The sequence below is a fragment of the Hallella bergensis DSM 17361 genome, from assembly GCF_000160535.1.
GTDB classification, from domain to species: Bacteria; Bacteroidota; Bacteroidia; order Bacteroidales; family Bacteroidaceae; genus Prevotella; species Prevotella bergensis.
This window is the reverse complement of the sequence record NZ_GG704781.1, coordinates 990,761-1,004,575: the sequence shown is the minus strand read 5'-3', so window position 1 is coordinate 1,004,575 and position 13,815 is coordinate 990,761. Positions and strand designations below refer to the sequence as shown.

11 protein-coding genes are annotated in these 13,815 nt (G+C 49.9%); 8 read left to right on the top strand and 3 right to left on the bottom strand.

Features of this window, described 5'->3' with window-relative positions:
• Positions 1-275: 275 nt before the first annotated feature.
• Together groL and HMPREF0645_RS07975 are read right to left on the bottom strand one after the other, a co-directional pair.
• Entirely contained in the window at positions 276-1,898 is a 1,623-nt protein-coding gene (gene groL / locus HMPREF0645_RS07980) for a chaperonin GroEL (protein WP_007174445.1), read from the bottom strand.
• 53 nt (positions 1,899-1,951) lie between these two features.
• Positions 1,952-2,224 carry a co-chaperone GroES gene (locus tag HMPREF0645_RS07975; protein WP_007174444.1) on the bottom strand — a complete coding sequence of 91 codons (273 nt, stop codon included), beginning with the start codon at positions 2,222-2,224 and terminating at the stop codon, positions 1,952-1,954.
• Between the two features lie 872 nt (positions 2,225-3,096).
• Between HMPREF0645_RS07975 and gmd the strand changes: the two genes are divergently transcribed.
• From gmd to HMPREF0645_RS07955, 3 genes are read left to right on the top strand one after another with little or no spacing between them, the layout of a single operon-like run.
• The gene (gene gmd, locus HMPREF0645_RS07965) at positions 3,097-4,197 is read left to right on the top strand and encodes a GDP-mannose 4,6-dehydratase (RefSeq protein WP_007174441.1); all 1,101 of its coding nucleotides are present in this window, start codon (positions 3,097-3,099) and stop codon (positions 4,195-4,197) included.
• Positions 4,197-5,402 carry a GDP-L-fucose synthase family protein gene (locus HMPREF0645_RS07960; protein WP_007174440.1) on the top strand — a complete coding sequence of 402 codons (1,206 nt, stop codon included), beginning with the start codon at positions 4,197-4,199 and terminating at the stop codon, positions 5,400-5,402. Before gmd ends, HMPREF0645_RS07960 begins: the two co-directional genes overlap by 1 nt.
• A 25-nt stretch (positions 5,403-5,427) precedes the next feature.
• Positions 5,428-6,675 (top strand): nucleotide sugar dehydrogenase, encoded by a 1,248-nt coding sequence (locus HMPREF0645_RS07955; protein WP_007174439.1) that lies wholly within the window; start codon positions 5,428-5,430, stop codon positions 6,673-6,675.
• Positions 6,676-6,747: 72 nt separating this feature from the next.
• Here the strand turns inward: HMPREF0645_RS07955 and ispE are convergent, their stop codons facing one another.
• Positions 6,748-7,587: a 4-(cytidine 5'-diphospho)-2-C-methyl-D-erythritol kinase gene (gene ispE, locus HMPREF0645_RS07950; RefSeq protein ID WP_007174438.1), complete on the bottom strand. Its 840-nt coding sequence runs from the start codon at positions 7,585-7,587 to the stop codon at positions 6,748-6,750.
• Between the two features lie 131 nt (positions 7,588-7,718).
• Here ispE and dnaB point away from each other — a divergent pair, with 131 nt between their 5' ends.
• The 5 genes from dnaB to HMPREF0645_RS07925 all read left to right on the top strand — a co-directional run.
• Positions 7,719-9,242 (top strand): replicative DNA helicase, encoded by a 1,524-nt coding sequence (dnaB, locus tag HMPREF0645_RS07945; protein WP_044123384.1) that lies wholly within the window; start codon positions 7,719-7,721, stop codon positions 9,240-9,242.
• A 283-nt stretch (positions 9,243-9,525) separates the two neighbouring features.
• On the top strand, positions 9,526-11,028 hold the full coding sequence (locus HMPREF0645_RS07940) for a 2-isopropylmalate synthase (protein ID WP_007174435.1): 1,503 nt from the start codon (positions 9,526-9,528) through the stop codon (positions 11,026-11,028).
• 17 nt (positions 11,029-11,045) lie between these two features.
• Positions 11,046-12,449, top strand: coding sequence for a 3-isopropylmalate dehydratase large subunit (leuC, locus tag HMPREF0645_RS07935; protein WP_007174434.1), 1,404 nt, complete (start codon positions 11,046-11,048; stop codon positions 12,447-12,449).
• A 24-nt stretch (positions 12,450-12,473) separates the two neighbouring features.
• Positions 12,474-13,073 (top strand): 3-isopropylmalate dehydratase small subunit, encoded by a 600-nt coding sequence (leuD, locus tag HMPREF0645_RS07930; RefSeq protein WP_007174433.1) that lies wholly within the window; start codon positions 12,474-12,476, stop codon positions 13,071-13,073.
• The coding region (locus tag HMPREF0645_RS07925) for a beta/alpha barrel domain-containing protein (RefSeq protein WP_473234609.1) at positions 13,045-13,815 on the top strand (771 nt) is incomplete at its 3' end. The genes leuD and HMPREF0645_RS07925, both read left to right, overlap by 29 nt.

The window sequence follows — 13,815 nt, the reverse complement described above, 5'->3', positions numbered from 1 at the left end:
TAAAACAAATCAAAAAATATCTTCGAAAGTTCATCTTGTCAGAACTTGTCTTTTCCTTTAATTCGTTGCAAAATTAGTAACTTTTTGTATAGTCTCCAAACAAAAAAGGCAAAAAATGCAATTTTAACTTTTTTTCATATAAAATGAACAACACAGTTTGCTGCGAGAACGCTGGCAGAACCATGTCTCGACTTGGCATACATACCAACGGTCATAAGAAAAGGTGCACCCACGATGTGGCGCACCTTTTCTTATTCGGTCTGTAATGTCTAATCTTACATCATTCCGGGCTGTCCGGCCGGCATGGCAGGAACGTTCTCCTCGGGTTTATCAGTGATGATACACTCGGTTGTGAGGAACATTCCGGCGATGGAGGCAGCATTCTCCAATGCTACGCGAGCCACCTTGGCCGGGTCGATAACGCCAGCCGCACGCAGGTCTTCGTATTTTTCTGCACGGGCATTGTAACCGTAGTCACCCTTGCCTTCGCGCACGTTGTTCACCACAACGGCACCCTCGCCCCCTGCATTAGCAACAATCTGGCGAAGCGGCTCCTCGATGGCGCGGCACACAATATTGATACCGGTCTGCTCATCATTGTTCTCGCCCTTGAGGTTGGCGAGTGCCTCCTGGGCACGGATGTAGGTTGTACCGCCACCGACAACGACACCTTCCTCCATGGCGGCGCGTGTAGCACAGAGTGCATCGTCAACGCGGTCTTTCTTCTCCTTCATCTCTACCTCAGAGTTGGCACCCACGTAGAGCACGGCCACACCGCCCGACAACTTGGCCAGACGCTCCTGCAACTTCTCCTTGTCGTATGAGCTGGTGCTGTTGGCAATCTCATTCTTAATTTGTGCCACGCGATCCTTGATATTCTCCTTGGTGCCTGCACCGTCCACAATGGTGGTGTTGTCCTTCGACACGTTTACCTTCTTGGCAGTTCCGAGCATCTCCAAGGTAGCTTGGTCGAGCTTCAGACCCTTTTCCTCGCTGATAACAACGCCTCCGGTCAGAATGGCAATGTCTTCCAGCATGGCCTTGCGACGGTCGCCGAAGCCGGGAGCCTTCACGGCACAAATCTTCAATCCGCCACGCAAACGGTTGACTACGAGTGTGGTCAGTGCCTCAGAGTCTACGTCCTCGGCAATAACCAGCAATGGACGTCCGCTCTCGGCTGCAGGTTGCAGAATGGGCAAGAACTCCTTGAGGTTGCTGATCTTCTTGTCATAGATGAGAATGTAAGGATTTTCCATCACACACTCCATCTTGTCGGTATCGGTCACGAAGTAGCCCGAGAGGTAGCCGCGGTCAAACTGCATACCCTCCACGATGCCAATGCTGGTATCGCGGGTCTTGCTTTCCTCGATGGTGATGACACCGTCTTTCGACACCTTGCGCATGGCGTCGGCGAGCAGCTTGCCAATCTCCGGGTCGTTGTTGGCCGACACGGTGGCCACCTGCTCAATCTTGTCGTAGTTGTCGCCCACGATTTCTGCACCTTCCTTGATGAAGTCAACCACCTTGTTCACGGCCTTGTCAATGCCGCGCTTCAGATCCATGGGGTTTGCGCCGGCGGCAACATTCTTCATACCCTCGTTCACGATGGCCTGGGTCAGGATAGTTGCTGTCGTGGTACCGTCTCCGGCATCGTCTCCGGTCTTGCTGGCCACGCTCTTCACCAGCTGTGCGCCGGTGTTCTCGAACTTGTCTTCCAGCTCCACTTCCTTGGCCACGGTCACACCGTCCTTGGTAATCTGCGGTGCACCAAACTTTTTCTCAATAACCACGTTGCGGCCTTTGGGACCGAGTGTCACTTTCACAGCATTGCTCAACTGGTCAACGCCCTGCTTCAAGAGTTCGCGGGCTTCTGTATCGAATTTTATAATCTTAGACATGATATTTAATGTTGAATTACGAATTTTAAACGATTTCTAACTCCTATACTTGCTTAACCTTCCACGATTGCCAGTATGTCGCTTTGGCGCATCATGAGATATTTCTCGCCATCAGTTTCCAATTCTGTTCCGGCATATTTGCCATAAAGCACCTCGTCACCTTCCTTGAGAATCATCTCCTCGTCCTTGGTGCCTTGGCCTACAGCCACAATTTTGCCACGCTGTGGCTTTTCCTTTGCCGTGTCAGGAATAATAATTCCGCCTACTTTCTCTTCAGCCTGTGCCGGAAGCACCAGCACTCTGTCTGCTAATGGTTTTACTTTCATAATAGTTTATATTTTTGTTAAACGTTTTTCTGCGAATATTCGCTCGTGGCGAGTGTTCACCCTTGTTCATTACGAAAAGTGTGCCAATCGTGTGGCAGTGTCATTTCGTGCCATTCTTGTCATTCTCCGACTGACAGATTTGTCAGTTTTGCATTCCAAAAGATATTGTAAAAAAACGGACAAAAGCATTCAAATGCTTCGCTTTTTCTAAAATATAAAACAGTTTGGTGTGAAAACGCTGAAAAATCGCATATTTTTCCAACTGTCACATTATCAGATTGTTGTAGGCGTAAGGCGGTTTCCCCAGTTCCCTGGGTGTCGTTTTTGCTTGCAATTAGGGCTCGATGGTCGTGCGGTTAGAGCCTAACGGCTTTGCGCCTGAGGCTTCTTCGCAGGACGATGAGGCCTTCGGCGCAGTGCGATGAGATAGCTTTGGCAGGTCGGTTTTTTATTTTTTGGTTTTTCGTTGTCATATTCATGCCGAAAACATGGCGCTTTTTCGTCTGGAAGCACGAAATGAAACCACCTGTTGACGGTGAAGTTTTACTGACAAATCTCTCTTGTCCCTACTTTTCGGCGGTTGGTGTTTGGAGTGCAAACCTCATTTTGCTTATAGGTGACATCACGCCAAGAGAATAAAAAACAGGGTTTTATCGAAGATTCTGTATAATTTTCAGTAGCTTTGCAGTGATATCACGCGATGGTACCGACCAGCCGTAAATGGACGTGGCTGTGTGTACTCGGCGGAACGAAGACAAGACACCTGATAGGAGAAAAATGATGGGTTATACGCATAACTTAAGGTGCTCTTGGACATACTATAATATAAGGTATTCGCGTTATTAATAAAAAACAAGCATAAAAAATAGATCATGGAAAAGAAAAAAAATGTGGCCCTGATAACCGGTATCACGGGGCAGGACGGTAGTTATTTGGCAGAATTGCTGCTGGAAAAGGGATATGATGTGCATGGGGTGATTCGCCGTTCGTCGGTGGACTACCGTGAGCGAATAGTGCATCTTGAGGGTAAACCCCATTTTCATTTGCACTATGCTGATCTGAGCGATTCAATGAGTATTGTGGCATTGATTCGCAAGGTGGTTCCCACGGAGATTTACAACCTTGCCGCCCAGAGCCATGTGCAGGTGAGTTTCGATTCGCCGGAGTTTACGGCAGACGTAGATGCAGTCGGTGTGTTGCGCGTGCTCGAGGCCGTGCGTGTGTGTGGTCTGACAGAGACCTGCCGCATTTACCAGGCTTCTACCTCAGAACTCTACGGCAAAGTGGAGGAGGTGCCACAAAACGAGAACACCCCCTTCCATCCCTATAGTCCGTATGCCGTGGCTAAACTGTATGGTTTCTGGATCGTAAAGGAATACCGTGAAGCCTACAACATGTATGCCTGCAATGGTATCTTGTTTAATCACGAGAGCGAGCGTCGCGGCGAGACATTTGTCACCCGCAAGATAACGCTTGCTGCAGCCCGCATAGCCCAAGGCAAACAGGATAAGCTCTATCTGGGCAACCTGTCGTCGTTGCGCGACTGGGGATATGCCAAGGATTATGTGGAATGTATGTGGCTGATGTTGCAACAGGATGAGCCGGAAGACTTTGTGATAGCCACTGGCAAGCAACATAGTGTCCGCGATTTTTGCTATCTCGCGTTTAAGCATGTCGGTATTGAGCTGGAGTTCCAAGGAGAGGGGATGGACGAAAAGGGGGTTGACAAGGCTACGGGCAAAGTGCTTGTGGAAGTGAGTCCCGACTTCTATCGTCCTACCGACGTGGTGAATCTCTGGGGAGACCCCACCAAGGCGAGAGCCACACTGGGCTGGAATCCTAACCGCACCAGTTTTGAGGAGTTAGTCAAAATCATGGTAGACAGCGACATGAAGAAGGTGGCTGCCGATGATGCAGCTTCCAAGGTGCGCGTGAACCTGCAGGAATATTTGGAGAAAGGGATAGTCAAATAATGGAAAAGGATTCAAAAATATATGTGGCCGGACATCGCGGACTTGTGGGGTCGGCTATCTGGAATAATCTCAAGGCAAGGGGATATCATAATCTTGTTGGGAAAACCCACAGCGAACTGGACTTGACCAATCAGGCTGCCGTGAAGCAATTTTTCGATGAAGAGCAGCCCGATGCAGTGGTTTTGGCAGCCGCGTTTGTAGGCGGCATCATGGCCAACTCACTCTATCGTGCCGACTTCATCATGCAAAACATGAAGATGCAGTGTAACGTGATCGAGCAGTCATACCTGCATGGTGTGAAGAAACTATTGTTTCTGGGTTCCACCTGTATCTATCCCAAGAATGCGCCGCAGCCCATGAAAGAAGACTCGCTGCTGACATCGCCATTGGAATATACCAACGAGGAGTATGCCATTGCCAAGATTGCGGGACTGAAGATGTGCGAGAGCTATAACCTGCAGTATGGAACCAACTATATTGCCGTGATGCCGACCAACCTCTACGGCCCCAACGACAATTTCCATTTGGAAAACTCGCACGTGTTGCCGGCCATGATGCGCAAGGTGTATCTGGCCAAACTGATTCATGAAGGCGATTGGAATGCCATACGGGTGGATATGGACAAACGGCCAATCAACCCCCCAACGAAACTGGCTGCGCAGATAGGCGAAGATAATGTCGACGGGAGCTGTGATGAGGAGAGAATACTGAAAGCCCTGGCTTTCTATGGTATCGAAAATAATAAGGTGACGCTTTGGGGCGATGGCAGTCCGCTACGCGAATTTCTTTGGAGCGAGGATATGGCCGATGCCTCAGTCTATTTGCTGCTCAACGTGGACTTCAAGGATATCATTGGCATAGAGAAATATTCGTCTGTGTTCTACGGTGTGAAAACCGATGGGGCGGTGGATCGTAATAATTCAGAAGGCCGCGGCGGAGCCATACCGTCGCTTGGAGAAATACGCAACTGTCATATCAATGTAGGCACAGGTAAGGAGCTGACCATCGGCGAATTGGCTTCTCTCGTTGTGGATACCGTAGGATTCCGCGGGGAGGTGGCTTGGGACAGGTCAAAGCCAAACGGAACACCCCGCAAGCTCATCGATGTTTCTAAACTCCACCGTTTGGGCTGGAAACATCAGGTGGAGATAGACGAGGGGGTTCAAAAGCTGTACGAGTGGTATCGCGAGTCTTTGAGCAGTTGAAATGGTTTAAACGATCCTTTGAATCATGAAGAAATATAACATTGCAGTAGCCGGAACGGGCTATGTAGGATTGAGTATAGCAACCTTGCTGAGCCAGCATCAGCATGTAACGGCGGTGGATGTAGTGCCCGAGAAGGTGGACATGCTGCGTCGCAGACAGTCGCCCATTCAGGATGACTATATCGAAAAATATCTAACCGAGAAGGAATTGGATTTCACGGCTACGCTCGACGGCGCTTCGGCTTACAGGGATGCCGACTTTGTGGTGATAGCCACACCGACCAATTACGACCCGGTAAAAAACTATTTCGACACCACACATGTTGAGGAGGTGATAGAATTGGTGACCAAGGTAAACCCCAATGCGATCATGGTCATCAAATCGACCATTCCCGTGGGATATACCAAGAGTGTGAGAGAGAAGTATGGGTCGGACAATATCATTTTTGCTCCGGAGTTTCTGCGTGAGAGTAAGGCCCTGTACGACAACCTCTATCCCAGCAGGATTATCGTGGGAAGACCGGAGGGTGACGCCCGATTGGACAAAGCGGCGCATGAATTTGCTGATCTGCTGAAGCAGGGGGCAATCAAGCAGGATATTGACACCCTGTTTATGGGACTGACTGAGGCGGAGGCCGTGAAGCTCTTTGCCAATACATATCTTGCCCTTCGCGTGAGTTATTTTAACGAACTCGACACCTACGCCGAGGTGAAGGGACTCAGCACGCAAAGTATTATCCAAGGGGTAAGCTTGGATCCGCGTGTTGGCAATTTCTATAACAACCCCTCATTTGGCTATGGCGGCTACTGTCTGCCCAAGGACACCAAGCAGCTGCTGGCTAACTATGAGGATGTGCCTGAAAATCTTATACAGGCCATCGTGGAGAGCAATAGAACCCGCAAGGATTTCATAGCCGACCAAGTGCTGAACATGGCGGGATACTATGATTATGGAAACCGTGGAGACTATGATGCCACGGAGGAGCGCCGTTGTGTTATCGGGGTATATCGGTTGACGATGAAAAGCAATAGTGATAACTTCAGGCAGAGTAGCATTCAGGGTGTGATGAAACGCATCAAGGCTAAAGGCGCGGTGGTGATTATCTACGAGCCGACGCTTGAGGACGGCACAACCTTCTTTGGAAGTAGGGTGGTCAATGATCTTGATGCGTTTAAGCAACAGAGCCAAACGATTATTGCCAACCGTTATGATAAGGTTTTGGACGATGTGGCCGAGAAGGTTTACACGCGCGACATCTTCCAATGTGACTAAATGTAAAGCCAAACCAACAGAGAGAAGACAGGCTGTCTCTCTGTGGGTTTGGTCTTGTCTTTTTGAAATTCCCTACAGTTTACAGCTGAAGGTGAAGCAATCGCCAAACTCTTGATCCAGTTGCTGTGGGTCGGTTTGGAAAATACCAAACAGCGCGCTGCCGCTCCCACTCATTTGTGCATAGACGGCTCCGAGGTCGTAAAGCCGTTGCTTGATGCGGGACAGTTGCGGGTGGGCTATGAAGACTGAAGCTTCAAAGTCGTTTATCAATTCATCTTTCCATGTACTGATGGGCTGCCGCACAATGTCGCGGCAACTCTTTTCAGGTTGACGACAGGTAATGTGTGCAAAAGCCTCGCGCGTGGAAATGGCAATATCAGGCTTGACTATACCTATATAATATTCATGCAGATTGCCTTTGGGACCATCGGCCGGTTCAAGTATTTCGCCTCGCCCGGTGGCAAAGGAGGGTTCTGCAGTAATGAAAAAAGCACAGTCGGAGCCAAGTCGCGCAGCATAACGTTCCATCTCTGCAATGCCGAGATTGAGGCGAAAACGCTCATCGAGCAGTCGGATCATGAACGCCGCATCCGACGATCCGCCCCCCAGGCCGGCTTGGGAGGGAATGCGCTTGAACAGGTGTGTGTGGATGCGGGGTAGGGTAAAGTCAGCGGCTAACAATTGATAGGCCTTGACCACGAGGTTGGACTGCTCGTCGCCATCAATGCTGTTGCCTGTAATCTTCAGGTCGCAGGCGTATTCGGATGGGAAGTCTTCGTCCATGCGTTTTATCTCGAGCACGTCGGTTAATGGGATGGGATAGAATACAGTTTCGAGATTATGATAGCCGTCATCTCTCTTGGATGTGATGTTCAGTCCAAGGTTAATTTTGGCACAGGGGAATGTTAGCATGGCGTTTGTATTTGTTCCTTGCAAAAATACTGAATTTTTGGATATACAGAGGTGTTATTTTCTTTTTTTTGCTAAGGCAAGCCAATAATGAACTATTTTTTGTAAATTTGCCCATACAACAAAAAACAACCATGCCAGAACCAGTTAAAACAAATAATTCGGGCAAAACCCGCCGCAAGGCTTCTGCCCCTATAGACCCTACATATGCCCACATGCAGCCTCAGGCTGTGGATGTAGAGAAGGTAGTACTCGGTGCATTGATGATCGACAAGGATGCTTTCTCGGTGGTGGCCGAAATCCTTCGTCCCGAGACGTTCTATGAGCCCAGTCACCAGAAGATATTTACAGCCGTTCGATCGCTCAATATGAACGAGAGACCGGTGGACATCATGACGGTGACCAATGAACTGCAGAAGGAAGGAGCACTTGAGGATGTCGGTGGAGCCGCATACGTGGTGGACTTGGCCTCGCAAGTGGCTTCGTCGGCACATATAGAGTATCATGCCAAGATATTACAACAGAAGTTTCTTGCCCGGCAACTCATCTCGTTTGCCAGCGTTATCGAAACCAAGGCGTTCGATGCTACGGTTGATGTCGATGAGCTGATGCAGGAGGCAGAGGGTAGTCTTTTTGAGCTTTCGCAGAAGAATATGCGGCAGGACTATACCCAAATCGATCCGGTGATACGTCAAGCAGTCGATATCCTTCAGAAAGCTTCGGCAACGTCGGACGGTCTGACAGGCGTTGCTTCGGGATTTGGAAAGTTGGACGACATGACTTCCGGCTGGCAGAAGAGCGACTTGGTGATTATTGCCGGGCGACCTGCCATGGGTAAGACTTCGTTTGCACTTTCCATTGCTAAGAATATTGCGGTGGACCATCAGGAACCCATTGCATTCTTCTCTCTTGAGATGAATAATGTGCAACTTGTGAACCGCTTGATATCCAACGTTTGCGAGATTGAGGGTAAGAAAATCATGAACGGCCAACTTGCGCGTGATGAGTGGGAGAGGCTGGACAAGAATTTGGCCAAGCTCACCGGTGCACCGGTTTATATAGACGACACGCCGGGAATGTCTATATTTGAACTTCGCACCAAGGCTCGTCGCTTAGTGAGGGAAAAAGGTGTGAAGGTGATCATGATTGACTATTTACAGCTCATGAATGCCAATGGCATGCGCTTTGGCAACCGTCAGGAGGAGGTATCTACAATCTCACGGTCGCTCAAGGGGTTGGCCAAGGAGCTGGATATCCCTATCCTGGCACTGTCGCAGTTGAACCGAACCGTTGAAAACCGAGAAGGTCTTGAGGGCAAACGCCCGCAGTTGAGCGACCTCCGTGAGTCGGGAGCTATCGAGCAGGATGCTGACATGGTGATATTTGTGCACCGTCCGGAATACTATCATCTGTTGGAGGACGAGAAAGGCAATGACCTCAGGGGTAAGGCGCAGATTATTATTGCCAAGCACCGTAAGGGGGCAACCGGCGATGTGCTGCTGTCTTTCCAGGGACAATACACGCGTTTTGCAAATCCTGAGGATGCCATGCTGGCTCCGCTGCCTTCCAGTCTGGGAGGTGGGGAGATTATCGGCTCGCGTATGAACCAGGACGATGACGACCCCTTCGGAGGAATCCCCACAGGTGTTTCTTTTTAAGGAAGAACCCCATCTATTCTGTTGTTTTAAAAGAAAACCAGACAAAAAAGTTATAATTTGTTTGTTGTTTTTGTCTAAAAGTGTTATCTTTGCAACCAAATAGAAGATAGAACAAGATGTTTGCACTGAATTCCCTTATTATTTCCATTATTATTCGACTGCATCCGGTAGTCGGGAGTGTGAAGGTGTGTGCGAGTGTCTAACGTATAAATAAGAAACAGAGCCTTTCCACTTCCATTAGTGGGAAGGCTTTTTTGTTTTTGGTAGAATAAAAAATTGTATTATGAGCGAGAGACTTTACATTTTTGACACGACGCTCCGGGACGGCGAACAGGTGCCCGGGTGCCAACTGAACACAGTGGAGAAGATTCAAGTGGCCAAACAGTTGGAGCTACTGGGAGTGGACGTCATCGAGGCGGGGTTTCCGGTTTCCTCTCCGGGCGATTTCAATTCTGTGGTCGAGATATCCAAGGCTGTAACCTGGCCAACGATTTGTGCACTGACCCGCGCAGTGGAAAAAGATATTGACGTAGCCGCTGAGTCTCTGCAATATGCCAAGCATAAGCGTATACACACGGGAATCGGCACCAGTGAGTGGCACATTAAGTATAAGTTCAACTCTACACGCGAGGAAATTATCGAACGTGCGGTCAGAGCCGTGAAGTATGCTAAGAAGTATGTGGAGGATGTGGAGTTTTATGCTGAGGATGCCGGCCGCACTGACAATGCATACCTCGCTCAGGTGGTCGAGGCTGTGATCAAGGCTGGTGCCACGGTGGTTAATATTCCCGACACCACAGGCTACTGCCTGCCTCACGAATATGCGGCCAAGATAGAATATCTGAAAGAACATGTCGAAAACATCGACAAGGCTATTATTTCCACGCATAGTCACAACGACTTGGGCATGGCCACTGCCAACACGTTGAGTGGTGTGTTGGCCGGTGCCCGTCAGGTTGAGGTGACTGTCAATGGTATTGGCGAGCGAGCCGGCAACACTTCTCTGGAGGAGGTGGCCATGATTTTGAAGTGCCATAAGCATCTCAATATTGACACCAATATCAATACCAACAAGATATATCCGATGTCGCGTATGGTCTCGTCGCTGATGAATATGCCCGTACAGCCTAACAAGGCCATTGTGGGTCGTAATGCGTTCGCACATTCCAGTGGCATTCATCAGGATGGGGTGCTGAAGAACGTGCAGACCTATGAGATTATCGATCCCAAGGACATTGGACTTGATAACAACGAAATTGTGCTGACAGCCCGGTCTGGCCGAGCAGCATTGAAGTATCGTCTTCAGGTGAATGGAGTAGATGTGGAGGATGAGGCCAAGCTTGACAATGTCTATCAGGAGTTTCTGAAGCTGGCCGATAAGAAAAAGGAAATCACGGATGACGACGTGCTGATGCTGGCTGGTGCCGACACCGCCGCTAACCGTAGCGTCAGCCTCGACTATCTTCAGGTCACCACGGGCAAGGGTGTCCGCAGCGTGGCGAGCATCGGACTAGACATCGCCGGGCAGAAGTTTGAGGAGTCATCGACGGGCAATGGTCCTGTGGATGCGGCCATCACAGCCCTGAAGCGCATCGTGCGCAAGCAGATGACCCTGAAGGAATTCACCATTCAGGCCATTTCCAAGGGCTCCGACGATGTGGGCAAGGTACACATGCAGGTGGAGTATGATGGTAATGTGTATTATGGTTTTGGCGCCAATACCGACATTGTTACCGCTTCGGTCGAAGCTTATATCGATTGTATCAATAAATTCAGAACCAAGTAAGAGATCAAAAACATATTATGAACACATTATTCGACAAGATCTGGGACTGCCATGTGGTACAAGTTGTAGAAGACGGGCCGACCCAGCTTTACATTGACCGGCTTTACGGTCATGAGGTAACCACGCCCCAGGCATTCGATGGTATGCGCAGGAGAGGCCTGAAAGTGTTTCGCCCCCAACAAATGAATTTCATGCCCGACCATAATGTTCAGACCCACGACCAGCACAAGCCGGTAGAAGATGCCGTTGGTCGTAAACAGATAGATGTGCTGAGCAGAAACTGTGAGGAGTTTGGCTTGACTGAGTTCAAGATGAATACCAAGGAGAACGGCATCATTCATGTGGTAGGTCCCGAGACCGGACTGTCGCTCCCCGGAATGACTATCGTGTGCGGCGACTCGCACACGTCTACCCATGGTGCCATGGGAGCCATAGCCTTTGGTATCGGAACATCAGAGGTTGAAATGGTGCTTGCGTCGCAGTGCATTCTTCAGCAGAAACCCAAGTCGATGCGCATCAGCATCAATGGTAAGCTGCAGCTGGGTGTGACGGCTAAGGATGTGGCACTCTATCTGATGTCGAAACTCACCACTTCGGGTGCTACCGGCTACTTCGTGGAGTATGCTGGCGACGTGGTTCGCGACATGACCATGGAGGGACGGCTCACGCTTTGCAACCTTTCGATAGAGATGGGCGCGCGCGGTGGCTTTGTGGCACCGGACGAAAGGACATTCGAATATATCAAGGGTCGCAAGTATGCACCGCAAGGTGAGGCTTGGGACAAAGCTTTGGCCTATTGGAAAACATTGTATTCCGGCGATGACGCCGTGTTCGACAAGGAACTTGTGTTCGATGCAGCTGATATCGAACCGCGTATTACCTACGGCACCAACCCGGGCATGGGCATTGGTATCCGTGGTCGTGTGCCTGCTCTGGAAGAGATAGACGAGTCCGAGCAGGCTTCGTTTCTGAAAAGTCTTCGCTACATGGGCTTCGAGCCCGGACTGCAGTTGCTGGGTCATCCAATAGATTATGTGTTTCTTGGAGCATGCACCAATGGTCGCATCGAAGACTTCCGCGCCTTTGCTTCATTGGTGAAAGGACATAAGAAGGCCGACCATGTTGTGGCTTGGCTGGTGCCTGGATCATGGGCTGTTGCCAAGCAAATCAGTGACGAGGGACTCGACGTCATTCTGAAAGAAGCTGGTTTTGCCATTCGACAACCGGGTTGTTCGGCCTGCCTGGCCATGAACGACGACAAGGTTCCGGCAGGGCTTTATGCAGTTTCGACCTCCAATCGCAACTTCGAGGGGCGCCAGGGTCCTGGCTCGCGCACCATTCTGGCCAGTCCGCTGGTGGCTGCAGCGGCTGCCGTTACAGGCAAGATAACTGACCCACGGGAGTTGATGTCAAGCAAGTAGTCCAAGCAAACAATATTCAAAAAGATGAAACAGAAATTCGATATTATAACATCAAGCTGCATTCCCCTTCCATTGGAGAATGTTGATACAGACCAGATTATACCTGCCAGATTTCTCAAGGCCACCGATAAGGAAGGCTTTGGAGACAACCTTTTCCGCGATTGGCGATACGACAAGGATGGCAATCCCAATCCCGACTTTGTGCTCAACGACCCCAGTTATTCGGGCGTTATTCTTGTTGCCGGCAAGAATTTCGGCTCAGGCTCAAGCCGTGAGCATGCGGCATGGGCCATTGCTGGATATGGATTCCGTGTGGTTATCAGCTCTTTCTTTGCCGATATCCATAAAAACAACGAACTCAATAATTTCGTGCTGCCTGTTGTTGTCAGCGAAGATTTCTTGCAAGAATTGTTCAGAACGATTGAGAAAGACCACCAATCGAAGGTTGAAGTAGATTTGCCCAATCAGACAGTCACCAACTTAGCCACTGGGCGCAGTGAGCATTTCGAGATCAACGGCTATAAGAAGCATTGCCTGATGAATGGTCTCGACGACGTGGATTTCCTTGTTCGAAATCTCGACAAGGTGGAAGAATATGAAAGGAAACGTGCTAATGAATGTTGAAGCGTCACGCCGAGCAAATAGTTTTGTGGAAATCATGGACTGCACACTCCGCGATGGTGAGCAAACCAGCGGGGTGAGCTTTCTGCCCCACGAGAAACTTATGATTGCCCGCATGCTGCTTAAGGAGGTCAACGTAGACCGTCTGGAAGTAGCCTCGGCCCGTGTTTCGGAGGGCGAAAAAGATGCCGTCGACAAGGTTTGCAGGTTTGCAGAAAGAGAGGGTTATCTTGACAGAATCGAGGTGTTGGGGTTTGTAGACCATCACCAGTCCATCGACTGGATACGCGAACGAGGCGGAATGGTTATTAATTTGCTCGCCAAAGGCTCATTGAAGCACTGCACACAGCAACTCCACAAAACAACCCAGCAGCACATCGACGATATTTTGGAAGAGGTAGACTACGCCGAAAAGCATGGCCTGAAGGTTAATCTCTACTTGGAAGATTGGAGCTCGGGCATGAGAGATTCCGAGGAATATGTCTATCAAATCATGGACGGACTCAAAGGGGCAGGGATTCAGCGCTTCATGCTGCCCGATACTCTGGGTCACATGAACCCCATGCAGTGCACCGACTATGTGCGCAAAATGGTGAGCCGCTACCCCGACAAGCATTTTGATTTCCATTCGCACAATGATTACGACTTGGCCGTTTCCAACACGTTAGCTGCCGTACTGTCGGGGTGTCGGGGTGTGCATGTCACGGTGAACGGGCTTGGCGAGCGTTGCGGCAATGCTCCCATG